We start from the raw sequence: 21696 nt of genomic DNA, 5'->3' as shown, positions 1-21696 counted from the left end.
GCCAGCTTCACGCCGGCGCTCTCGCCGATTTCGCGCCAGAGCCGCGTGCGCGCCGGGAGACGTGGGGTCTTGACCTCGAGGCACATCGTCATTCGCCGCAGTACGGGGGCGCCCAGGGCGTGAACATCGTTCGCGGTCCAGATCATCGGCACCGCCATCTCCTCGAGCAGGCGATGGATGAAAACGCGCGAGCCCGCGCGCCGCGTCTCGAACGGATCATGGCGGGGGGCAAAAAGATCCTCCGCCTCGTCGAACAGAAGCAGCATATCGCCCGGTGTCGCGAGGCGGTTGGCGAGACGGAGCCCGGCGAGCCGGTCATCACGGTCGGGCTCGCCCTCGTCGTCGTTGCTTTCGGTGATCAGGCGCAGCGGTGTTGCGAGATGGGCGGCGAGCGCTTTGGCGAAGGCGGTTTTGCCGGTGCCCGGCGGGCCGTAGAGCAAGAGATGGACGCCGCGCTCGCGCCCGCGGAGGGCGTTGGCGAGGAGGGCGGCGGCGATCTCGCCCTCGCGGCCGAGATGGACGAAGGCGGCCCAGGGGAGCGCCGCGCTGGCGGGGGCACCGAGCAACTGATCGTAGATATCGCCCTCCGGCGCGATCCCGGCGCGGACCAGCGCCGTGAGCCGCTGCGGGAGCGAGAGATCGCCACTTTTGCCGGGATGCAAAAGGCCGCTCGTCAGCAATTTCGCCTCCGGCGCGAGACGGCGCTCGATCTGCTTTGGTGCGACGCCAAGCAAAAGCCCCAACAGCCAGGGGCTGCGGTGAAACTGCGTCGGGCCGCCGCGGCTTTGGCTCAGCATGTCGAACAGGCGCTCGAAGCGCTGATGGGAGACGTAATAGAGGGCGAGCGCGAGGATCGCGGAATCCAAGGGATCGAGGGCGAGACGGCGGGTGAGCGCCGCGCCCCAGGCGTGGGCGGCGCGTTCGGGGAGCGTTTGCGGGCGCACCTCCTCCTTGCGGAGCGCGCGGCCGAGCCGCTGCCAGCCGGCGGCGGTGACGCGGGGCGGGGGGGCAGTTGGGAGCGGGATTGAAAATAAATCGACGATTTCCTCGGGGCTTTCCTGGCTCGAGGATTGGTTGAACCAGGTGGCGAGCGCCACCCCCTCGGGCATGCGCGGGGTGAGGGCGGCGTGCGCGAAGGCCGCGCAGCGGAGGGTGAAGGGCGCGGCGAGCGTGGGATCGAGGGGGATGGGGGCGGCGTCTTCTCGCATCATTGCTCTCGGCATTGGGGTTGGCCCACCGTCATGCCGGATCGCTGCGTCAGAAGCGGACGTGGCAGCAAGCGCCGAGGGCCGGCCAATCCCGTGCACGCGCAATTGAGTGGCGGGCGCGATCGGGCTAGGGTCGGCGCCGCATGCGCGCGATAGTCCCTGCTTTGGTTTTTGCTCTCTCGTTGGCGCTGGCGCTGCCGGCGGCGGCGCAGGTGACGGTCAATCCCGGTGCGCTCGACCAAAACCCGGCCGCGCCCCCGGCCGCGGCCCCCCCCCCGCCCGCCGCGCCAGCGCCGGCGCAAACCGGCGCGACACCAAGCGAAACGCCGAAACCGCCGGCAAAACCAAAGCCTAAGCCCAAGCCCAAAGCCCAAAGCAAGCCGGCGGCGAAGGCCAAGCCGCCCGCCGCAGCAGCCCCCGCCCCACCGCCTGCCGCCGCAGCCACGCCGCCGGCCGCAGCGCCGCCCGCCGTGCGCTTGGGGACGGCGCCGGAAGACCTGACCGTCCCCGCCGCGCCACCGGCCTCGCCGCTGCTCCCGCCGGCGGCGGCGGCGCCACCCGAGCATCCCAATGTCACGCCGCCACCGCCGCCGGTGGTCGCCGCGGCGGCTGGCGAGGTGATCGAGGTTCCCGGCGGCACGCGGATCACCTTCGCCCCCGAAAGCGCCGATCTCAACCCCGCAACCGACGCCGCCTTGCGCCAGATCGGCAGCGAAGCCGCGAAAAATCCCGCCGCCGTGGTCAATGTCATCGCCTATGCCAGCGGCGCCAAGGAAGATCCCTCGACGCCGCGGCGCCTCTCCCTCGATCGCGCGCTCGCCGCCCGCGCGGTGTTGATGGCGGCCGGGGTGCCCTCGACGCGGATTTATCTGCGGGCGCTCGGCACCGCATCACGCGATGGCCCGCCCGATCGTGTCGATCTCGTGGTCGTCACTTCCCAGGCGGCGGTGGCCGCGACGCCGCCACCGCCCGGCCCACCCCAGCCGGCGGTGCCCAATGCCGCACCCAATGATCCTTCCTCAGAGGGAAAACCCCCGCCGCCATGACCCGGCCAACCTTGTACCTGCTCCGGATGCTGGTTTTTCTTCTCATCGCCGGCGGGGTGGTGGCGCTTCTCGCCCCGACGTTGGAGGCCGTCTTTCACAACAACCCGATTCTCAACAGCCTGATTTTCCTGGTGCTGCTCGCCGGTATCATCTGGAATCTGCACCAGGTGACGCGGCTTTCCCCGGAAGTGACCTGGGTTGAAACCTTTCGCACGGCGCGGCCGCGGCTTTCCACCCTGCCGATGCCGCGCCTTCTCGCGCCGATGGCGAACATGCTCGCCGCCCAGCGCAACAAGAGCCGCGAAGCGAGCGAGCGTTTCACGCTGTCTGCGGCGGCGATGCGGAGCCTGCTCGATTCGATCGCGAGCCGGCTCGACGAAAGCCGGGAATTGTCGCGCTACATGATCGGGCTTTTGATTTTTCTCGGCCTGCTCGGCACGTTCTGGGGGCTTTTGCGCACCGTCAGCGCGGTCGGCGACGTCATCGGCGCGATGGCGATCGGCAATGGCGATGTCACGGTGATGTTCGAGCAGCTCAAATCCGGCCTGCAAAAGCCGCTGCACGGCATGGGCATGGCATTTTCGGCGTCGATGTTCGGCCTTGCCGGCTCGCTCATTCTCGGGTTTCTCGATCTCACCGCCGGACAAGCGCAAAACCGCTTCTTTAACGAGTTGGAGGAATGGCTCGCCGGCATCACCCGCATCGGCACCAGCCCGCTCGGCGGCGATGGGGAGGGATCGATCCCGGTCTATGTCCAGGCGCTGCTCGAGCAAACCGCCGAGAACATGGAAAATCTCCAACGCATCCTGGCGCGCGGCGAGGAGGGGCGCATTCAGGCCAACCACGCGGTGCAAACCCTGACCGAGCGTGTCGGCCTGCTTTCGGACACAATGCGCACCAGCCAGCAACTCATGCTGCGCATCGCCGAAGCCCAGGCGGCGCTGGCGCCGGCCTTGCAACGCCTCGCCGAAGCTAAATTCGAGCCGGGGGACGAGGTCGCGCGCGCCCATCTGCGCAATATCGAAGTGGCGCTGCAGCGCATGCTGACCGAAATCGAACAAGGTCGCGCGCAAAGCACCAGCGATCTGCGCAATGATATCCGCCTCTTGACCCGCACCATCGCCGCCCTCGCCGAAGAGCCGCAGAAATAGCCGCAACGCCGCCGACATCGCTGTTTCAGGAGCCGACCCATGGCGCTTTCCCGCCGCCGCAGCCACCAGGAAGGGCTCAACCCGTGGCCGGGCTATGTCGATGCCCTGTCGACGCTGCTTATGACGACGATCTTCGTGTTGCTGGTGTTCGTGCTGGCGCAGGCGTTTCTCTCGGTGGTGCTCTCCAACCGTAACAAGGCGCTCGATCAGCTCAACGGCAAGGTCTCGCAGCTCGCCGACCTGCTGGCCCTCGAAAAAAGCCGCACCACCGATCTCAGCGCCCGTGTCGCGACCCTGAGCGCGAGCCTCACGCAAGCCAACGCCGCCCGCGCCGATCTCGCCGAGAAGCTTGCGGCAAGCCAGCAACAGGTTGCCGCCACGCAAAGCGCCTTGGCGGCAGCGGAGGCGGAATGGCAGCGCACCATCAAGGCGGACAAGGCAACCCTCGAGGCCCGGCTTGCCGATCTCGCCCGCCTCAACGAACAGGTCGCGGCCTTGAGCGCGCTGCGTGACGAGTTGGAAAAAAAGGCCGAGGATGCCGCCGCCCGCGCCACCACCGAGGCCGAGCGCCGCGCCGCGGTTGCCGCGCAGTTGGCCGAGGCGCAGAATTTCTCCGACAGCGCGCGGGCCGAAATCGCCCTCCTCAATCAGCAGATGGCGGAATTACGCAAGCAGTTACAAGGGCTTTCCACCGCGCTCGCGGCGTCCGAAGAGGCGTCAAAAGCGAAAGACGTGCAAATCAGTAATCTCGGCCAGCGCCTCAACGCGGCGCTGGCCGCCAAGGTCGAGGAGCTGCAGCGCTATCGCTCGGAATTCTTCGGCCGGCTGCGCGAGGTTCTCGCCAACCGGCCCGGGATCCAGATCGTCGGCGACCGCTTCGTCTTTCAAAGCGAGGTCTTGTTCCCGGTCGGCAGCGCCGATCTCTCGGCTACCGGCACCGAGGAAATCCGCAAGCTGGCGGCGACGCTGAAGGACATCGCCAAAGAGATCCCGCCCGATGTCAACTGGATCCTCCGTGTCGATGGCCACGCCGATCACCAGCCGATCAGCGGCACCGGCGCCTTCGCTTCGAACTGGGAATTATCCGCCCAGCGCGCCATCAACGTCGTTAAATTACTGATCGCTGAGGGGATTCCGCCCAATCACCTCGCTGCCACCGGGTTTGCCGATTATCAACCGCTCGCCCCCGGCGATGCGCCCGAGGACTATGCCCGCAACCGGCGGATCGAGCTGCGCCTGACCGATCGCTGATGGCGGCCGCTGGCGGGTATGATTTTCCCTCTTTGCGCGCCGCCGCTCTCTGCCTAGGGTAGGCTTCGAACCGAAGCACCCAGGCCGGGAGGAAAACCGTGGATTTTGCTTACACAGACAAGGTCAACGCCTTGCGCGAACGCCTGCTCGCCTTCATGGATGAGCATATCTATCCCCATGAGGAGACCTATCACCAGCAAATCAACGGCGCCGCCGATCGCTGGCAGCCGGTGCCGATCATCGAGCAGCTCAAGCCGGTCGCGCGGGCGGCGGGGTTGTGGAATCTCTTCCTCCCCGAATCCTCGCATGGCGCGGGCCTCACCAATCTCGAATATGCGCCGCTCGCCGAAATCATGGGGCGGGTGCAATGGTGCTCGGAGGTGTTCAACTGCTCCGCGCCCGATACCGGCAATATGGAAACCATCGAGCGCTATGGCAGCGCCGAGCACAAGGAGCGCTGGCTGAAGCCGCTGCTCGCGGGCGAAATCCGCTCCTGTTTCTCGATGACCGAGCCGGAAGTGGCCTCGTCGGACGCAACCAACATCCAGACCAGCATCATGCGCGACGGCGATCATTACGTCATCAATGGGCGCAAATGGTGGTCGTCGGGCGCCGGCGATCCGCGCTGCGCGATTTTCATCGTCATGGGCAAGAGCGACCCGCACAACCCCGACAAATACCGCCAGCAATCGATGATCCTGGTGCCGCGCGACACCCCGGGCCTTACCATCAAACGCATGCTGCCGGTGTTCGGCTATGACGATGCGCCGCACGGCCATGGCGAGATATTGTTCGAGAATGTCCGTGTGCCGGCCTCGAACATTCTGCTCGGCGAGGGCCGTGGTTTCGAGATCGCGCAAGGCAGGCTTGGCCCCGGGCGCATCCATCACTGCATGCGCACGATCGGCCTTGCCGAGCGCGCGCTCGAGAAAATGTGCCAGCGTGTGACCCAGCGCATTGCCTTCGGTCGCCCGCTCGCCGAGCAAGGGGTGATCATCGAGCGCATCGCCAATGCCCGAATCATGATCGACCAATCGCGCCTGCAAGTGCTGCACGCGGCGTGGAAGATGGACACCGTCGGCAACAAGGAAGCACGGCGCGAGATCGCGGCGATCAAGGTCGCGGTGCCGAATATGGCGTGTCAGGTGATCGACTGGGTGCTTCAGGCGCATGGCGGCGGCGGGGTCACCAGCGATTTCGGCATCGCGCGGATGTATGCGACGGCGCGCACGATGCGCATCGTCGATGGCCCGGACGAAGTGCATCGCTTCCAGCTCGGCCGCCTCGAACTCGCCAAATACCGCCCAGCGCGGCCGAACGCGTGAGGAGCGTGTGATGAAAAATCTCTTCGATCTCACCGGCAAGGTCGCCGTCGTCACCGGCTCGAGCCGCGGCATCGGGCGCGCCATCGCGGAGGCGATGGCAGCGCACGGCGCCAAAGTGGTGGTCTCGAGCCGCAAGCCAGACGCCTGCGCGCCGGTCGCCGAGGCGATCACCAAGGCGGGTGGCGAGGCGATCGTCATCCCCTGCCATATCGGCCATAAGGAGCAGCTTCAGGCGCTGGTCGACAAAACCACCGCGCAGTGGGGCGGCATCGACATCCTGGTGTGCAACGCCGCCGTCAATCCCTATTTCGGCCCCTCGGCGGGTATCCCGGACGACGCGTATGATCGCATCATGGGCGCCAATGTGCGGAGCAATTTCTGGCTCTGCAACATGGCGCTGCCCGGCATGGCGGCGCGCGGCGGCGGCGCGATCATCGTCGTCTCCTCGATCGCTGGCCTTCGCGGCACGCCGCTGCTCGCCGTCTATGGCCTCTCCAAAGCCGCCGATATGCAGCTCGTGCGCAATATCGCAGTCGAATGGGGGCCAAAAAACATCCGCGCAAACTGTCTCGCCCCTGGCCTGATCCGCACCGATTTCGCCCGCGCTCTCTGGGAAAATCCGGAGATCGGCGAAAAACGCGCGAAAGATACGCCCTTGATGCGGATCGGTGAGCCTGATGAGATCGCGGGTGCGGCGGTGTTTCTCGCCGGGCCCTCGGGCAGCTTCACCACCGGCCAGACGATCGTCATCGATGGCGGCGTTACCATCGGCTCGCCGGTGCAGGCGGCGGGCTGACGATGGCGGACGGCACGCCGGAACTGGTTCCGGTTCTTCCCAACCATCGTTTCGACGAGGCAGCGCTGGCGCGCTACCTCGCCGCGCATCTTTCGGGCTTCGGCGGCGATCTCGTGGTGCGGCAGTTTCAAGGCGGGCAGTCCAACCCGACCTTTCATTTGCAAACCAGCAGCGGCGTCTATGTCATGCGCAAAAAGCCGCCGGGCAAGCTGCTGCCCTCGGCGCATGCCGTCGACCGCGAATTCACCGTGCTCAAGGCATTGGCGGCGAGCGCGGTGCCGGTGCCGCGCGTCCATCTTCTCTGCCGCGATGAGAGCGTCATCGGGCAAATGTTTTACATCATGGATCACGTGCCGGGCCGGGTTTTCGCCGATCGCACCCTGCCCAGCGCGACCCCTGGCGAGCGCGCGGCGATGTATGACGATATGAACCGCGTCCTCGCCCTGCTCCATGGCTGCGATTACCAGGCCCTCGGTCTTGCCGATTTCGGCCGCCCGGAGGGGTATGTGGCGCGGCAGGTGGCGCGCTGGTCGAAACAATACGAGGCCTCGCGCACCATCGACGTGCCAGCGATGGATGCCCTCATGCGCTGGCTGCCGGAACATCTGCCGGCGACCGAGGAAGCGGCGATCGCCCATGGCGATTTTCGCCTCGGCAATCTGATCTTCCACCCGACCGAGCCGCGCGTCGTCGCGGTGCTGGATTGGGAGTTGGCGACCATTGGCCACCCGCTCGCCGATCTCGCCTATAATCTCCTCACCTATCGCTTGCCCGAAAGCGCCGGTGGCGGCGCCGAGGCGGAGCTGGTGGCGCTCGGCATCCCGAGCGAAAAGGACTATATCGCCCGCTATTGCACGCGCACCGGCCGCGCGGGGGTTCCTGATCTCGAATTTATGATCATTTTTTCGATGTTTAGACTGGCGTCGATCGTTGCCGGCGTGTATCGTCGCGCCGTCGAGGGCAATGCGGCGGATGCCCGCGCGTTGGAGCGCGGCCAGATGTTTCAGGATATCGCCGAGCGTGCTTGGCAATTTGCCCAGAGGCTCAGCGTCTGAACGGTGGGAGGATAGCTTGGTACGGTTGCTCCCAGGGACCGTGGTCGAAACCCGCATTCAGGATCGGGAGATTCGTTTTTTCGTCCGCAATCCCGACGACCATATCCAAAGCCATCACCTCCAGGGCATTTTCTATGAGCGTGAGGAATTGGCGATCATCGCACGCTATTTCCACGAGGGCGGGGTGTTCGTCGATATCGGCACCAATGTCGGCAACCACTCGATTTTCATCGAAAAATTCTGCAACCCGCGCCGGATCATCAATTTCGAAATCAACCCCGAGGCAATCGGAATTTTTGCCCTCAACCGCTACCTGAACGAACTCAAATCCTGCGACATCGGGTTTCTGGGCGCCGCGCTCGGCCAGCGTGAGGGGCGGGTGAGCTTAGTGCAGCCGGATCCCGATAATCTCGGCTGCACCGCGATCCAGCCCGCGCCGGACGGCGTATTGCGCTGCCTGCCGGGCGATGCGGTGCTCGCGGCACGGCCGGTCGATCTCGTAAAAATCGATGTCGAGGGCACCGAAATGGACGTCTTGGCGGGATTGGCGCGGACCATCGCGCGCTGGCGCCCGGCGCTGTTCATCGAGGTCGATGGCACGAACGAGGCGGCGTTCGCGCAATGGTGCGACGAACAGGCCTATCGCCGCGCTGATGCTTTTCAGCGCTATGAAGGCAAAACCAATTTCATGGTGCTCCCGGCCGAGCGCCTTTGACACCGCGCCATCGCCGGCGTCCGTTTGGTCATTCTCTTTGCCCGTCGTCGCGGCGAGCACGGCGCTCAGGCGCGGTTTCCACCGCGAATTTCACCAACGCGGCTTGGCTGCGCAGAGCGAGCTTGGTGCGCAGCTGTGCTGCGATATGGGCGGCGCTGCGGTAGCTAAGCCCGAGGGCCGCGGCGATGTCGGCGAGCCCGGCGCCGCTGCCGAGGAGATCGAGCACGTCCAACTCGCGCGCCGTCAAGCCGCGGAGTGGATCATCAGCCGGCTGCAAGCTGAGGAGCGCCAATTTCTGCGCGACGCGATGGCCGAGATAGCGTTCGCCGCGCAGCAATGCGTCCACCGCGGCAAGCAACGCCTCAGGGTCGTCGTGCTTGGTGAGATAGCCGCGCGCACCGGCCTCGAGCGCCCGGGCAACGAACGCCGCCTCCTCATACATGCTGAACACAAGCACCCGCGCCGCCGGCGTCTCGCTATGCAGGCGGCGCAGGAATTCAAGGCCGTTGCCGTCCGGCAGGTTGAGATCAAGGATGATGAGATCGGGACCGTGGCGGCGGTTCATCGCCAGCCCCTCGGTGCCGGTGCCGGCTTCGAGGATGGTGAAATCCGGACGCGTTTCAAGCAGGCGGCGACAGCCGTCGCGAACGATCGGATGATCGTCGATCAGCAGGATGGCGGCTTGCATGTCATATCCTCGGGTGCCTCCTTGGCGGGCGCGAGCGGCAACGTCAACCGCAGCAACGCCCCCCCTTCGGCGGCGCGCCCGGTCTCGATCCGCCCGCCAAGCGCGCGGACGCGTTCGGCAATGCCAAGCAGCCCGAAGCCAAAGCGCTGCTCGGGCGCGAAGCCACGCCCATCATCGGCGATCGTGAGTTCGAGCAGCCGCCCGCCGCCGGCTTGCGCGCCATCGGTCCGCAGCTCGATCCGAACCGCGCGCGCGCCGGCGTGGCGCACGACATTGGTCAGGCCCTCCTGCACCGCACGATAGAGCGCAAGCGCCAGCCGCTCGTCGACGCGGCCGATCGCGCCCGGTTCAATCGCCAAGGTGCACTGCAAGGCGGGATAGCGGTCTTGCCAGGCGGCGAAAACCTGATCGAGCGCGGCCTCCAGCCCGAGTTCATCGAGCACCAGAGGGCGCAGCCGCTCGAGAAGCCGCGTGGTGACACCCTGGATACCGTCGGTGAGGCCGGCGATCGCCCGCGCCCGCTCGGCGATCGCCGGCAGCGGCGGCGGGCTTTCGCGGAGCGCCCGCACAATGCCGGCGACATCGGCGCGAATGGCAAAAAGCGCCGGGCCGAACGCGTCATGCAGCTCATGGGCGAGTTCCTTGCGCTCCTCCTCCTGGAGCGACATCAGCTTGTCGATCAGCCGATGATTATCGTCGCGCAGACGCCCGAGCGAGCGCGCCAGACTGTCGAAGCGGGCGCCGATGCGGCGCAATTCGCGCACCCGGATCGGCGCGAGCGCGATATCGAAGCGGCCATGCTCGAGCTGGTCGAGCGCCTCAGCGAGATCGCCGATCGGCGCGAGCGAAACATGAACGAGCGCGACGAGAATAGCGGTGATGATCAACGCAAGGGCGGCAAGCAGGGCTGCGAGAAAGCGCAACTCGCCCCAGATTTCCCGCATCTCGTCGAGCGGATTGGGCATCAGGATCACGCTGCCATAGACATTGCCGGCGCGGCGGATGGGAAAACTCACAGCAGCGCTGGGGGAGGCGAGCAAACGGACGAAAAACCGCGGCACGGTCGCAGCGTCCCCCTTCAAGAATAGCGCCTCGCCGAAAGGCAGCAGATCGGGCGCCGGCATGATCACGAGATCGACGTGGCGGACACTGGGCAATGCTGCCACCAGCCGGCCGAAAACCGGCCCGGATCTCGCCTCATCAGCGACGGCGGCGAGTTCGGCGCGCACCAGAACCGTCGCAAGACGCATCCCCGACGCGGTTTCCGCCTGCACGCGCAGACGCCCAAGCCAGACGGAAAAGCCGATCGTCGCGATCAGCCCGAGCAGGAGCACGGCGGTGGGGAGAACGATCAAGCGGGTGCGGAGCGAGGCCATGGCTGCCAAAAGGGTCGGGTCTCGCCAAAATGGCGCCTTTAACGCGGCGCCGGCAAGCCCGGCCGATGGCCGGCGGCGAACGCCTCGCATAATTTGCCACACACTCGTCATTTTTTGCAATAACGGGGGAAATTTCAGAGGTTTACGCGCAATCATTGCGATTGACGCGAAGCCCTCGCCGTCCTACCCGATGGGAGCAAAAACACGGTTGCGTGAGGGAGGACAACGATGCGGGGCTTCGCTTTGGCGGTGCTGGCGGCGCTGCTTGCGATCGGCGGGGCGGATCACGCGGCGGCGCAGCAGGCGCCGGCACCGGCGTCCCCGGTCACCACCCTGCCTGACATCACGGCGCTGCCCGATACCAACGTCATCGGCTCGACGCCGCTGCTCGGCTCCGATGTCGAGCGCGACAAGGTGCCGGACGAGACCCAGGTTTTGGACAGCCACGATCTCTCGTTCGACGGCACGCCCAATCTGCTCGGCAGTTTGAGCCAACAGGCGCAGGGGGTTTCGATCGGCAGCGAATCCGGCAACACGTTTGCCCCCAATATTTTCTATCATGGCTTTCAGGCCTCGCCGATCGCCGGCAATTCCCAAGACATCGCGGTTTATGTCAACGGCGTGCGCTTCAATCAGCCGTTCGGCGATGTCGTGAATTGGGATTTACTGCCGAGTGTCGCGATCGACCGCGTCGAATTCCAGGGCACCAACCCGGTGTTCGGCCTGAACGCGCTCGGCGGCGCGATGGCCGTCGAGATGAAGAATGGTTTTACCTTTCAGGGCATGGACGCGACCGTGCTCGGCGGCTCCTATGACCGGCTGCAGGGCTATGGCGAATACGGCGCACAATTCGGCAACACGGCGGTCTATGCCGCGGTCGATGGGCTTTACTCCGGCGGCTGGCGCCAAGACGAATCCTCGCATCTCAACAAGCTCTACGCTGATTTCGGCTGGCGCGGCGCCGCCGCCGAGCTGCACATCAATGTCACCGCCGCCGACAATGAACTGAACGAGCCAGCGACGGTGCCGGTGCAGGAGCTGGACGCCGATCGCTCGGCGGTGTTCACCGCGCCCAATTTTCTCGGCAACAAATACGCCCAAATTTCGGCGAACGGCTCCTATCAGGTCAGCGACACCACCTCGGTCCAGACTGTCGCCTATTTTCAGAATTTTCTGCAAAGCGTCGTCAACGGCAATGTCCCCGATGCCACGCCCTGCGGCAATTTTCTTTGCACCGGGCCGGGACAGTTCCTGACCACGACCGGGTTCGTGCCGATCCCGAATTACCTCAATGGCGGCCCCTATTCGCAGCTCAACGTGCAGGACACCAACACCAACGGTTACGGATTATCCATCCAAGCGACCAACACCGGCACCCTGTTCGGCCACGCCAATCATTTCACCGCCGGCGCGAGCTATGACGGCAGCCAGAACACCTTCACCGGCAACACGCTGCTCGGCGGCCTCAACCCCAATGACCAGATGAGCTTCGTCGGGCCGGGCGTCACCATCGATCAGGCCGATCAGTCGATCATGCCGGTCCGGCTCAATGACATGACGAATTACTATGGCCTCTATTTCATCGATATGTTCGATATCACGCCAGCGCTCACGCTCACCGTCGCCGGGCGCTTCAATTATGCGCAAACCGATCTCGTCGGCGTCGATCCCAATAATGGCTCGCTCTCGGGCAATCACGATTATGCACATTTTAACCCGCAGATCGGCCTCACCTACAAAATCAATCCGCATGTGACCTCTTATGCCGATTTCGCCGAGTCGAATCGCGCGCCGACGCCGGAGGAATTGTCCTGCTCCGACCCCGCGAGCCCCTGCACTCTCTCCAATTTCTTCGCCGGCGATCCCAACCTCAAACAGGTGATCGCGCATACCCTCGAGGCGGGCCTGCGTGGCCAGTTCACGCCCTACGGCAACGCCAAATTCGATTGGAATCTGAGCGCCTATCGCACCGACACGATGAACGACATTCAATTCATCTATAGCCCGGTCCAGGGCTCGGCCTATTATCAGAATATCGGCGATACCCGCCGCCAAGGCGTCGATCTCGGCGGCACGCTGACGCAGGGAAAATTCGAATTTTTCGCCAATGCCTCCTATATCAACGCAACCTATCAGAATGGCTTGACCATTTCGAGCCCGAACAATCCTGGCGCCGACGCCAACGGCAACATCCATATCCGCCCCGGCGACACGCTTCCCGGCATCCCGAACTGGATCGCGAAAATCGGGTTTTCCTATAACATCACCGATGCGTGGCAAGTCGGGGCCGATGGCACCTATCAATCCGGCCAATATCTGTTCGGTGACGAGGCCAATCTTCTCCCGACCACCGGCGCCTATTTCGTCACCAATCTCAACACCAGCTACCAGCTCACCAAACACATAAAATTGTTCGCGATGCTCGATAACGCCTTCAACGCCGATTATTACACCTACGGCACGCTCAGCCCGACCAACCTCGTGCCGATCCCGAGCGCCCCTGGCGCTTCCAACCCGCGCGCGCTGGCCCCGGCCAACCCGATCGAGGCCTATGGCGGCATCACGGTGTCGTTCTGACGGCTCAGTGATCTCTCGCCTCGACAAGCTTGCGGGAGTGTTCCTATACTCGCGCCGCGCCCACGAACGAGGCGTATGGCTTTGATAAACAGTCCCAATTTAGTCTTCTATCGAAGGAGAACCCCATGCATCGGTTAATCGCGGCCGCAACCCTTGCCCTTGGCTCGCTGGCCTTGGCCTCCGCCGCTCATGCGGATGGCGACGCCGCCGCCGGCAAGACCTTGTTTCAGCAGAAATGCGCGCTCTGCCATTCGCCGGACAAGGGCGTGAACAAGCTCGGGCCGAGTCTCTGGAACGTCGCCGGCCAACCCGCCGCGGAAGTGCCGAATTACACGTTTTCCGCCGGCATGAAGGATTCGCACATCACCTGGGATGATGCCTCGCTCGACAAATGGCTCACCAATCCAAGGGCGATGGTCGCCGGCACCAAGATGATTTTCCCTGGCCTTCCTAACGCGACTGATCGCCAAAACGTCATCGCTTATCTCAAGAGCTTGAAATAGCCCCTTTTTCCTGAATATCGCGCAAGCGTGCGGCAAGCTGTGCGGTGGTCGTGCGATCGCCACGCCGCTCGCTTGCGGGGATGGTGACATCAGCCGTGATGCGCGCCGGGCTTTCGGCCAGCATCAAGACACGATCGGCGAGGGCGGCAGCATCGGTCAGATCGTGCGTCACCAAAAGCGCTGCGGTCGGCCGCTCTGCCCAGGCGTCGCGCAACACGGCACGCCCAAGTTCGGCGTTGCTCGCGTCCAGCGAGGCGAACGGTTCATCGAGCAGCACCAAAGCTGGTGCGATCGCGAAGGCGCGGGCGATGGCGACCCGGCGCGCCATGCCGAGCGAAATCCGGCTGGGATAGGCATCGCGCGCCTCCCAAAGGCCGAGACGCTTGAGCAGATCTGCCGCCGCCGCCTCTTGCCCGGGTGGCAAAACCAGCGCCAGATTCTGCCAGACGGTTCGCCACGGCAGCAGCCGCGGCTCTTGAAACACCATGCCAAGGCGCGGCGGCGCCGCGCCAAATGGCTCGGAACCGTCCTCTCGCACCCAAGTGATCTTCCCCTCGAACGCCGGATCGAGGCCGGATATCAGGCGCAGCAGCGTCGTTTTGCCGCAGCCGGAGGGGCCGACCAGGGCGACGATCTCCTGCGCGCCGAGCGAAAAGGCGAGATCGGCGAGCACCGGCTCGCGCGCGCCGGGAAACAGCTTGCGCCGGATCATAACCTCGAGACTCACCGGCGCCATCGATTGGCCCAATGTTCCAAAGGCTGCCATCCTCCCCATTCGATGGCTTGCACGACCAGGATGAAAGCGAGGGTATAGGCGAGGATGTCGGTGACGTCGAAGAGCTGAAAATATTGCTCGATCGCGAAGCCGACGCCGTCGCTCCGGCCAAGCAATTCCACCACCAGCACGATCTTCCAGATGATGGCAAGGCCCGAGCGCGCGGCGGCGAAGAAATACGGTGTCAGTTGCGGCAAGATGACATGGCGCAGCACCGCCCAGCGCCCCATCCGGTAACAACGCGCCATCTCGAGCAGGCTGCGGTCGAGCGCCCGCGCCCCCTCGCGCAGCGTCACCGCGGTCGATGGCAGCTTATTGAGCGCAACGGCGATGATCGCGGTCGGCTCATTCAAGCCGAACCACACATACATCAGCATGATCGAGACCAGCGCCGGCAGGTTGAGCAGAACCGTGAGCCAGCTATCGAACGCGAGATCGAGCCGGCGCCATATCCCAAGCGCGATGCCGAGCGCCGAACCCACTACCATGGCGAGCGCGAACGCGCCGGCAACACGCAGCAGCGTAATGCCAAGATTGGCGAGGAGATCGCCATGCAGCGCGAGATCGACCATCGCCCGTAGCACCCGCGAGGCGGGCGGCAGTAAGCGGCTCTCGGCCAGCCACGCCGCCGCTTCCCAAGCCAGCAGGAAAACGACGATCGAGGCGAGGCGCGCGCTGGCCGAAGCCCGGTTCAGGAGAGCCCCGCCTGCCAGAACGTCCCCGGCGCCAGCGCCTTCGCGTCGCCGACAAGGGCCGCGCCACCGGTCGCGGCGAGCACTTGAAACAAAGCGCTCGCCGCCGCCTCGTTGGCCGCCGGGGAAAGCCGCGGGATGCCGGCGCGGTAGGCGTCGCGCAACTTCTCGAGTTCGGCGGCGTTCGCAGCCCCCGTCAGCGGCGCAATGGCGTCCCATTCGGCGTCTGAGGTTGCAAGCAGCGCCTGCGCCTTGGCGGCCGCGGCGACGAAGCCATCGAGCAGGCCGCGATGGGCCTCGGCCCAGCGCGCTGAGAAAACATAGCCGACGAACGGCACCTCCGGCGCGATGCCAAGCCCCGCAACCGCAGTTTCCATCGCCAGCACGCGGCGCATGCCGGCGGCCTCGGCGCGGGCGGCGAAGGGCCAGAAGGTGAGTTCGGCATCGAGCCGGCCGGCCCGAAGCTCTTCTCCGAGCAGTGCGGGGGCGCCAAAACTTGGCCGCGTCGCGTGGGCGAGGTCGAGATGGTCGTGGCGCTCGGCATAGGCGCGCAGAATGAGCCAGCTTTTGTCGAGCGCGCTGCCGGCGACACCGAGCCGCTGGCCGGCGAGATCAGAGAGTGCGCGGATCGGCGAGGTTGCCGGCACGATCACGCTGCCGAGGGCGCTGGAAAACGGGATAAAACTCCAATCCGCGCCGCCGCCCCGCTGGCGTGCGACCCAGAGCCAATCCTGCAGGATGAGATCGACTTCGCCGGCCTGAAGCGCGACTTGCGCCGCCGGCGAGCCGGCATATGGGCGCATGTCGAGCGCGACCCCGGCGGCGGCATCGAAGCCGTGGCGACGCATGACATCGAGCGCCCAAGAGAAGGAGCCAAACCGCAAAACGCCGATGCGCAACGGCGGCCCGGCTAGCGCGAGGCGCGGCACGGTTACCCCCAGCGCTCCGGCAAACGCGGTTTTCAGAACGGCACGGCGGCGCAGCATGCGGCTTCCTCCCACCCTCGCCTAATGATTCCGATGGCGAGGCGCGACTATGGTCGCGCAAAGCCGGCTCCTGTCAACGGCCGCGCGTAACTGAGACGCGGCGCCCATCACGGTGCCGGGAGGATGCGTTCCTCAAGCAGATAATCAAGGCCGCGCCGCCAGCTTTCATCGGTGTTGCCACGAATATCGACGCTGCCGGTGGCAAGCTTGCGGCCGCTATCGGCGTCTTCGATCACCAGATTGATGTTGAGGATCAAATCGCTCACTTTCTGCACCCAACCATAGGCGACCTCGCTGGCGCCAAGCCGGCGCGCCAGCGGAAGCTCACAGCCATTGCAACGCATGATGTCGGGCAGCGTGGCGAGGGCGGCGCGGGCCGGGGCGGTGTCGAGCACCTGATAGCGGCCCGATTGCGCGAGCCTAGCGCGCAAGTCGCTGCCGAGCGCTGCGAGGCGAGCGCGCTCGGCGTCACTCGGCGGTGCCGGCGAGGTGTCGATCAGGGTAAAATCGAACACCGCGATCGTCGGCGGCGCGGCGATGGCCGGAAACCCAAAGACCAGGAGCGGAAAAATCAGCCCAAGCCGCGAAAATTTGTCCACAACGTCTCCCTCTGTTATGCCATGCCATAAGCCGGCAGCATGATGATGAACGCTCGCCCGCCCTGCGCACAAGAGCCCGCGCACAAGAGGAGGAGACGCATGGTTTTCCGCGCCCTGCGGATCGCGCTGGTTTTCGCCGCCGCCCTCGCCGGCACCGCCCGCGCCGAGGATCAGCCAGCGGCCAGCCCAGCGGCGCCGACAGCAGCCCCTTCGGGACAGATCGCGATCGTCTATCTCGCGCTCACCGTAAAGCGCAGCTTTCCCGAAAGCTATCTCGACCAGCCGCCCGCCGACGAAGGTCTCGCCGGCGCCAGCGTCGCGCTCGCCGACAACAACACCACCGGCCGCTTCACCGGCCAGGCGTTCACCCTCGAGCCGGTGAGCGCGCCCGACGAGGCCGGGGTGATCGCGGCGTTTCGTGATCGGCTCGGCAAAGGGGCACGCGCTTTCGTGACCGACGTGCCGGCGCCGCTTCTGCTCAAGCTCGCCGATTTGCAGGAAGCCCGCACCGCAACCCTGATCGATGCCACCGACAGCGATGACATGCTGCGCGCCGAAGGCTGCCGGCGCAATGTTCTGCATGTGTTGCCGAGCCGCGCCATGCTTGCCGATGCGCTGATGCAGTATCTCGTGGTCAAGAGTTGGCGGCGGATCATGCTGCTGTCTGGCCAGACCGAGGCTGATAAGCTTTATGCCGAGGCGCTGCGGCGGGCTGCGAAAAAATTCCAAATCAAGATCGTTGCCGATAAACTCTGGACCTTCAACCCCGCCGAACAGCGCGCCGATACCGGGCATTTCGAGGTCAATACCGAAGTCGCCAACATCACTCAGGGTGTTGATTACGATCTCCTCGTGGTCGCGGATGAGGAAGACAATTTCGGCGACGAGCTTGGCTATCGCGCGACGCTGGCCCGCCCGGTCGCCGGCACGCAGGGGCTGGTCGCGACGGCGTGGACGCGGGTTTACGATGAAACCGGCGCGACCCAGTTGCAAAACCGCTTTCTCCGCGCCGCCCATCGCTGGATGACCGAACGCGATTACGGCGCCTGGATGGCGGTGCGCGCCTTCGGCGAGGCCGCCATCCGCACCCATAGCAGCGATCCCGCGGTGATCGGCGCCTATTTGCGCTCCCCGAAATTTGAGTTGGCGGCGTTCAAGGGCGAACGTCTCAGCTTCCGCGCCTGGGACGGGCAATTGCGCCAGCCGGTCTTGCTCGCCGATCCCCGCTCGTTGGTGTCGATTTCGCCGCAGCCCGGGTTTTTACACGAATTTTTCGAAACCGACACGCTCGGTGTCGATCAGCCGGAGAGCACATGCCATCTCAATTGACCCGCGGCCTCGCCGCGCTTTGCTGCCTGGTTTTCGCCGCCGGTGCGGCGCGGGCGGATCATCTCTATGTGTCCAACGAGAAGGATAACACCGTCACGGTGGTAGACGCGGCAACCCTCGCGATCGTCAAGACGATCCCGGTCGGTGCCCGCCCACGTGGTTTGCTGCTCGCGAAAGACCGCAAAAGCCTTTATGTCTGCACCTCGGATGCCGATCATATCGAGGAACTCGACCTCGCCACCCTCACCGTGACCCGCACCCTCCAAAGCGGGCCCGATCCGGAAACCTTCGCGCTCAGCCCGGATGGCAAGACGCTTTATGTTTCCAACGAAGATGACAACGAGGTGTCGATCGTCGATGTCGCGACCGGAAGGATCAGCGGGGAAATCCCAACCGGCGTCGAGCCCGAAGGGATGGTGGTGAGCCCCGACGGCAAGACCATCGTCAACACCTCCGAGACCACCAGCATGGCGCATTTCATCGATGCCGCCTCCCATAAAATGATCGCGAGCGTGCTCGTCGGCTCACGCCCGCGCTTTGCCGCCTTCACCAAAGAGGGTGATAAGGTCTGGGTTTCCTCCGAAGTCGGCGGCAATGTCTCGATCATCGATGTCGCCAGCCATAAAGTGATCCACACCATCACCTTTGCGATCCCGGGTGTGCCTGCCGAAACCATCCAAGCGGTCGGGATCAATTTGTCGCCGGATGGGAAATGGGGTTTCGTCGCCCTTGGCCCGGCCAATCGCGTTGCCGTCGTCGATGCCGCAAGCTTTGCCGTGAAAAAATACCTGCTCGTCGGTCAACGCGTCTGGCACATGGATTTTTCCTTCGACGGCAAGACGCTCTATACCGCGAACGGGGTCAGCAACGATATGTCGGTGATCGATGTCGAGGAACTCAAGGTAACGAAATCGGTGCCGGTCGGCCATCTGCCCTGGGGCGTGGTTTATGGCCCGTGAGCACGGCGCGGAGTCGCCGGCGGCGCCACTGGTCGTTGAAGGGCTGAGCCATGCTTTCGGCGCCCGCCAGGCGCTGAGCGACGTTTCGCTCTCTGTCGGCCAAGGCGACTTCACCGTTTTGCTGGGCCTCAACGGCGCTGGCAAAACGACTTTGTTCGCGTTGGTCACTGGGCTTTATCACAGCCGCAAAGGTGCGATCCGTGTCTTCGGCCATGATCTCCAGAACGACGCACAAGCGGCACTCCGGCGCATGGGTGTCGTGTTTCAGCAAGCGACTCTCGATCTCGATCTCACCATCGAGCAGAATTTATTCTATCATGCGGCGCTGCACGGCATGCCGCGCAGCACTGCGATGGCGCGCATCGACGAGGAGCTGGAGCGTGTCGGCCTTGCCGCGCGTCGGCGCGAGCGGGTGCGGCTGCTCTCCGGCGGCCAGCGCCGGCGCGTCGAACTCGCCCGCGCGCTGATCCATCATCCCTCGCTACTGCTGCTCGATGAGCCGACGGTCGGCCTCGACATGGCGAGCCGGCAATTCCTGCTCGATCATGTGCGTGGACTTTGCGCGAAAGAGGGGCTCGGCGTTTTATGGGCGACCCATCTCATCGATGAAGCCGGGGCGGATGCGCGCATCGTCATTCTCCATCAAGGCCGGGTGCGTGCCGCCGGCGAACGCGCCGAGATCCTCGCCCGCGCCGGCGAAACCTCGCTCAAGGCGGCGTTCGACCGGCTGATCGCCGAGGACGCCACGGCGAGAGACGGAGCCCGGCCATGAACGCGCGACATTATGGGCGCTGCCTTGCCGGCATCGTGCGGCGCGAGGCGCTGCGCTGGCTCAATCAGCGCGGGCGCTTCGTCTCCGCTTTGGTGCGACCGCTGGTTTGGCTCGCGATTTTTGCCGCAGGCTTTCATTTCGTGCTCGGCGTCTCGATCATTCCTCCTTACGAAACTTACATCCCCTACGAGGTCTATATCGCGCCCGGCCTTCTCGCGATGATCCAGCTGTTCAATGGCATGCAAAGCTCGCTCTCGATGGTCTATGATCGTGAAATGGGCAGCATGAAAACGCTGATGATCAGCCCGTTTCCGCGCTGGTTCCTGCTGGTCGCCAAATTGCTCGCCGGCGTCGCGGTCTCGGTGGTGCAGGCCTATATCTTCATGGCCATCGCCTGGTTTTGGGACATCACGCCGCCGCTCAGCGGCTATGTCGCGGTGTTGCCGGCCCTCATCCTCGCCGGGCTGATGCTGGGGGCGCTCGGGCTCGTCTTGTCCTCCTTCATTCGCCAGTTGGAGAATTTTGCGGGCGTGATGAATTTTGTGATTTTTCCGATGTTCTTCACGTCGTCTGCGCTCTATCCGTTATGGCGCGTTCAGGAGGCGAGCCCGGTAATTTATTGGCTTTCCGAAATCAACCCCTTCACGCATGCGACAGAACTGATCCGCTTTGCGCTCTATGATCGTTTCAACGCCCTGTCGGCGCTGGTGGTTTGCGGCTATCTCGTGGTTTTCGTCGCGCTCGCGGTCTGGGGCTATGATCCGGGGCGCGGCCTGATGGCGCGCCGGGCTGGCGCGGAATGAGAGGAGTTTCGATGGTTTGCCGCAGCTTCCTGGTTTTCGCCCTGACCCTCGCGCTTGCTGCGAAAGCAGAGGCCGCACCGCCCGCCGCTGACCCCTATTGGCCATGCCAGCAACGCCTGGTGTCGCATCTCTCGCCTGCCACCTATTGGACCGGCCCGGCGGCACCTGCGGGTGCGGACTGGCATGCCGATCCAAGGCTCTCGGCGTTGATCGAGGCGATCTCGCCGCGTGACGTTCCGACCGAAGACGGGATCGCCAAGCTCACCGCCTTTGCCCAAAGCCTCCCCGTGGCCGAACGCGCCAAGACAGTGCCGCTGGCGTTCACCGCCCTCGTCGAGCAGACCAACAAAGAACGCGATGCGGTGATTGCGCGTCTCAAATCGCTCGGCGCTCGTCAGCGGTCACTCGCCAAGCGGATCGAGAGCGATGAGGCGGCGTTGCAGGCGATCCCAGCCGATGCCAGCGGCGATCAGGCGGCCGAGCGCGCCGGCATCACCGAGCGCCACGACCTTCTGGTGCGCAGCTACCATGATATCGGCGAGACCATCCGCTATGCCTGCCAGGTGCCGAGTGACCTCGATGCCCGCCTCGGCGCCTATGCCCGTGCGCTGCAAGCCCTGCTCGGTGCGCCGTGACGCGCCGGATCACAGCCACCAGATGCCAACCAGCAAGGTCAGGACGGTGAGTGGCGCGCCGATGACAAAATAATCCCAAAACCCGACGCGAATCCCTTCCGCCGCCGCGCGCTGCACGACGATCAGATTGGCGACCGAGCCGAGCAGGGTGAAATTGCCAGCCAGCGTCGCCGCCATGGCGGTGATCAGCCAGGCGTGCTGCGGGTCGGCGAGCGGATCGATGAACGGCCGCAGCACCAAAACCGCCGGCACGTTGCTCACGATGTTGGAGAGCACGGCGACGACGATGGCAAGCGGCGCGGTGCGGTCGAGATGCCAAGTCGCGACCATCGCGAGCGCGCGCGGGCCGATGAAGGCTGCCTGCAATCCGGCGACGACGATGAATAATCCCGCGAACATCAGCAAGAGCGGCCAATCGATCTCGGCGTAAAAACGCCTCGGCTTGAGCCCGCCGG

At 64.9% G+C, this 21696-nt stretch carries 22 protein-coding genes; 14 read left to right on the top strand and 8 right to left on the bottom strand.

Annotation, left to right across the window (positions count from 1 at the left end):
- Nucleotides 1-1211, bottom strand: a 1211-nt coding sequence (locus ACP5M5_RS02835; protein ID WP_427935407.1) for an AAA family ATPase, incomplete at its 3' end; no start/stop codon positions are given.
- A gap of 140 nt (nucleotides 1212-1351) precedes the next feature.
- On the opposite strand from ACP5M5_RS02835, the gene ACP5M5_RS02830 reads away from it, so the two are divergent.
- From ACP5M5_RS02830 to ACP5M5_RS02800, 7 genes are all read left to right on the top strand, one after another.
- On the top strand, nucleotides 1352-2254 hold the full coding sequence (locus ACP5M5_RS02830; RefSeq protein WP_427935406.1) for an OmpA family protein: 903 nt from the start codon (nucleotides 1352-1354) through the stop codon (nucleotides 2252-2254).
- A complete protein-coding gene (locus tag ACP5M5_RS02825; protein WP_427935404.1) occupies nucleotides 2251-3405 on the top strand; it encodes a flagellar motor protein MotA in 1155 nt (384 codons plus the stop codon). The genes ACP5M5_RS02830 and ACP5M5_RS02825 overlap by 4 nt, the downstream gene beginning before the upstream one ends.
- A 39-nt stretch (nucleotides 3406-3444) precedes the next feature.
- A complete protein-coding gene (locus ACP5M5_RS02820; RefSeq protein WP_427935402.1) occupies nucleotides 3445-4656 on the top strand; it encodes a peptidoglycan -binding protein in 1212 nt (403 codons plus the stop codon).
- 98 nt (nucleotides 4657-4754) lie between these two features.
- On the top strand, nucleotides 4755-5981 hold the full coding sequence (locus ACP5M5_RS02815; RefSeq protein ID WP_427935400.1) for an acyl-CoA dehydrogenase family protein: 1227 nt from the start codon (nucleotides 4755-4757) through the stop codon (nucleotides 5979-5981).
- A gap of 10 nt (nucleotides 5982-5991) precedes the next feature.
- Nucleotides 5992-6777 carry an SDR family NAD(P)-dependent oxidoreductase gene (locus ACP5M5_RS02810; protein ID WP_427935398.1) on the top strand — a complete coding sequence of 262 codons (786 nt, stop codon included), beginning with the start codon at nucleotides 5992-5994 and terminating at the stop codon, nucleotides 6775-6777.
- 2 nt (nucleotides 6778-6779) lie between these two features.
- Nucleotides 6780-7832, top strand: a complete 1053-nt coding sequence (locus ACP5M5_RS02805; protein WP_427935397.1) for a phosphotransferase — start codon at nucleotides 6780-6782, stop codon at nucleotides 7830-7832.
- A gap of 16 nt (nucleotides 7833-7848) precedes the next feature.
- A complete protein-coding gene (locus ACP5M5_RS02800) occupies nucleotides 7849-8547 on the top strand; it encodes an FkbM family methyltransferase (RefSeq protein ID WP_427935396.1) in 699 nt (232 codons plus the stop codon).
- Between the two features lie 28 nt (nucleotides 8548-8575).
- On the opposite strand, the gene ACP5M5_RS02795 is transcribed toward ACP5M5_RS02800, so the two are convergent.
- On the bottom strand, nucleotides 8576-9235 hold the full coding sequence (locus ACP5M5_RS02795; RefSeq protein WP_427935394.1) for a response regulator transcription factor: 660 nt from the start codon (nucleotides 9233-9235) through the stop codon (nucleotides 8576-8578).
- Entirely contained in the window at nucleotides 9214-10611 is a 1398-nt protein-coding gene (locus tag ACP5M5_RS02790; protein WP_427935393.1) for an ATP-binding protein, read from the bottom strand. Before ACP5M5_RS02790 ends, ACP5M5_RS02795 begins: the two co-directional genes overlap by 22 nt.
- A gap of 228 nt (nucleotides 10612-10839) precedes the next feature.
- On the opposite strand from ACP5M5_RS02790, the gene ACP5M5_RS02785 reads away from it, so the two are divergent.
- The gene (locus ACP5M5_RS02785) at nucleotides 10840-13188 is read left to right on the top strand and encodes a TonB-dependent receptor (protein ID WP_427935391.1); all 2349 of its coding nucleotides are present in this window, start codon (nucleotides 10840-10842) and stop codon (nucleotides 13186-13188) included.
- A 125-nt stretch (nucleotides 13189-13313) separates the two neighbouring features.
- The gene (locus ACP5M5_RS02780) at nucleotides 13314-13691 is read left to right on the top strand and encodes a c-type cytochrome (RefSeq protein WP_427935389.1); all 378 of its coding nucleotides are present in this window, start codon (nucleotides 13314-13316) and stop codon (nucleotides 13689-13691) included.
- Here ACP5M5_RS02780 and ACP5M5_RS02775 read toward each other — a convergent pair.
- The 4 genes from ACP5M5_RS02775 to ACP5M5_RS02760 form a co-directional block, all read right to left on the bottom strand.
- Nucleotides 13675-14418 (bottom strand): ABC transporter ATP-binding protein, encoded by a 744-nt coding sequence (locus ACP5M5_RS02775; RefSeq protein ID WP_427935387.1) that lies wholly within the window; start codon nucleotides 14416-14418, stop codon nucleotides 13675-13677. The two genes, ACP5M5_RS02780 and ACP5M5_RS02775, sit on opposite strands and share 17 nt — an antisense overlap.
- Nucleotides 14415-15038: an ABC transporter permease gene (locus ACP5M5_RS02770; RefSeq protein ID WP_274964905.1), complete on the bottom strand. Its 624-nt coding sequence runs from the start codon at nucleotides 15036-15038 to the stop codon at nucleotides 14415-14417. The genes ACP5M5_RS02775 and ACP5M5_RS02770 overlap by 4 nt, the downstream gene beginning before the upstream one ends.
- A gap of 119 nt (nucleotides 15039-15157) precedes the next feature.
- Nucleotides 15158-16144, bottom strand: coding sequence for an ABC transporter substrate-binding protein (locus ACP5M5_RS02765; RefSeq protein ID WP_427935385.1), 987 nt, complete (start codon nucleotides 16142-16144; stop codon nucleotides 15158-15160).
- Nucleotides 16145-16251: 107 nt separating this feature from the next.
- Nucleotides 16252-16743: a DUF3280 domain-containing protein gene (locus tag ACP5M5_RS02760; RefSeq protein WP_427935383.1), complete on the bottom strand. Its 492-nt coding sequence runs from the start codon at nucleotides 16741-16743 to the stop codon at nucleotides 16252-16254.
- Between the two features lie 99 nt (nucleotides 16744-16842).
- On the opposite strand from ACP5M5_RS02760, the gene ACP5M5_RS02755 reads away from it, so the two are divergent.
- The 5 genes from ACP5M5_RS02755 to ACP5M5_RS02735 are packed head-to-tail and all read left to right on the top strand — an operon-like array spanning nucleotide 16843 to nucleotide 21241.
- Nucleotides 16843-18072 carry an ABC transporter substrate-binding protein gene (locus ACP5M5_RS02755; RefSeq protein WP_427935382.1) on the top strand — a complete coding sequence of 410 codons (1230 nt, stop codon included), beginning with the start codon at nucleotides 16843-16845 and terminating at the stop codon, nucleotides 18070-18072.
- Nucleotides 18057-19031, top strand: a complete 975-nt coding sequence (locus tag ACP5M5_RS02750) for a PQQ-dependent catabolism-associated beta-propeller protein (RefSeq protein ID WP_427935381.1) — start codon at nucleotides 18057-18059, stop codon at nucleotides 19029-19031. Before ACP5M5_RS02755 ends, ACP5M5_RS02750 begins: the two co-directional genes overlap by 16 nt.
- Nucleotides 19021-19803 (top strand): ABC transporter ATP-binding protein, encoded by a 783-nt coding sequence (locus ACP5M5_RS02745; protein ID WP_427935379.1) that lies wholly within the window; start codon nucleotides 19021-19023, stop codon nucleotides 19801-19803. The genes ACP5M5_RS02750 and ACP5M5_RS02745 overlap by 11 nt, the downstream gene beginning before the upstream one ends.
- The gene (locus ACP5M5_RS02740) at nucleotides 19800-20606 is read left to right on the top strand and encodes an ABC transporter permease (RefSeq protein WP_427935377.1); all 807 of its coding nucleotides are present in this window, start codon (nucleotides 19800-19802) and stop codon (nucleotides 20604-20606) included. Before ACP5M5_RS02745 ends, ACP5M5_RS02740 begins: the two co-directional genes overlap by 4 nt.
- A gap of 11 nt (nucleotides 20607-20617) precedes the next feature.
- Nucleotides 20618-21241 (top strand): hypothetical protein, encoded by a 624-nt coding sequence (locus ACP5M5_RS02735; RefSeq protein ID WP_427935376.1) that lies wholly within the window; start codon nucleotides 20618-20620, stop codon nucleotides 21239-21241.
- Between the two features lie 9 nt (nucleotides 21242-21250).
- On the opposite strand, the gene ACP5M5_RS02730 is transcribed toward ACP5M5_RS02735, so the two are convergent.
- On the bottom strand, nucleotides 21251-21696 hold a 446-nt coding region (locus ACP5M5_RS02730), incomplete at its 5' end, for an SLC13 family permease (RefSeq protein ID WP_427935374.1).

This window comes from Acidibrevibacterium sp., from assembly GCF_049965395.1.
Taxonomy (GTDB): Bacteria; Pseudomonadota; Alphaproteobacteria; order Acetobacterales; family Acetobacteraceae; genus Acidibrevibacterium; species Acidibrevibacterium fodinaquatile.
This window is presented reverse-complemented; position numbering and strand designations above follow the sequence as displayed.

What these genes read in the sequence shown, in the direction of transcription:
- ACP5M5_RS02830 (WP_427935406.1), top strand. Translation starts at nt 1,352, where the DNA reads ATGCGCGCGATAGTCCCTGCTTTGGTTTTTGCTCTCTCGTTGGCGCTG.
- ACP5M5_RS02825 (WP_427935404.1), top strand. Translation starts at nt 2,251, where the DNA reads ATGACCCGGCCAACCTTGTACCTGCTCCGGATGCTGGTTTTTCTTCTC.
- ACP5M5_RS02820 (WP_427935402.1), top strand. Translation starts at nt 3,445, where the DNA reads ATGGCGCTTTCCCGCCGCCGCAGCCACCAGGAAGGGCTCAACCCGTGG.
- ACP5M5_RS02810 (WP_427935398.1), top strand. Translation starts at nt 5,992, where the DNA reads ATGAAAAATCTCTTCGATCTCACCGGCAAGGTCGCCGTCGTCACCGGC.
- ACP5M5_RS02805 (WP_427935397.1), top strand. Translation starts at nt 6,780, where the DNA reads ATGGCGGACGGCACGCCGGAACTGGTTCCGGTTCTTCCCAACCATCGT.
- ACP5M5_RS02795 (WP_427935394.1), bottom strand. Translation starts at nt 9,235, where the DNA reads ATGCAAGCCGCCATCCTGCTGATCGACGATCATCCGATCGTTCGCGAC.
- ACP5M5_RS02790 (WP_427935393.1), bottom strand. Translation starts at nt 10,611, where the DNA reads ATGGCCTCGCTCCGCACCCGCTTGATCGTTCTCCCCACCGCCGTGCTC.
- ACP5M5_RS02785 (WP_427935391.1), top strand. Translation starts at nt 10,840, where the DNA reads ATGCGGGGCTTCGCTTTGGCGGTGCTGGCGGCGCTGCTTGCGATCGGC.
- ACP5M5_RS02780 (WP_427935389.1), top strand. Translation starts at nt 13,314, where the DNA reads ATGCATCGGTTAATCGCGGCCGCAACCCTTGCCCTTGGCTCGCTGGCC.
- ACP5M5_RS02770 (WP_274964905.1), bottom strand. Translation starts at nt 15,038, where the DNA reads ATGGTCGATCTCGCGCTGCATGGCGATCTCCTCGCCAATCTTGGCATT.
- ACP5M5_RS02765 (WP_427935385.1), bottom strand. Translation starts at nt 16,144, where the DNA reads ATGCTGCGCCGCCGTGCCGTTCTGAAAACCGCGTTTGCCGGAGCGCTG.
- ACP5M5_RS02755 (WP_427935382.1), top strand. Translation starts at nt 16,843, where the DNA reads ATGGTTTTCCGCGCCCTGCGGATCGCGCTGGTTTTCGCCGCCGCCCTC.
- ACP5M5_RS02750 (WP_427935381.1), top strand. Translation starts at nt 18,057, where the DNA reads ATGCCATCTCAATTGACCCGCGGCCTCGCCGCGCTTTGCTGCCTGGTT.
- ACP5M5_RS02745 (WP_427935379.1), top strand. Translation starts at nt 19,021, where the DNA reads ATGGCCCGTGAGCACGGCGCGGAGTCGCCGGCGGCGCCACTGGTCGTT.
- ACP5M5_RS02740 (WP_427935377.1), top strand. Translation starts at nt 19,800, where the DNA reads ATGAACGCGCGACATTATGGGCGCTGCCTTGCCGGCATCGTGCGGCGC.
- ACP5M5_RS02735 (WP_427935376.1), top strand. Translation starts at nt 20,618, where the DNA reads ATGGTTTGCCGCAGCTTCCTGGTTTTCGCCCTGACCCTCGCGCTTGCT.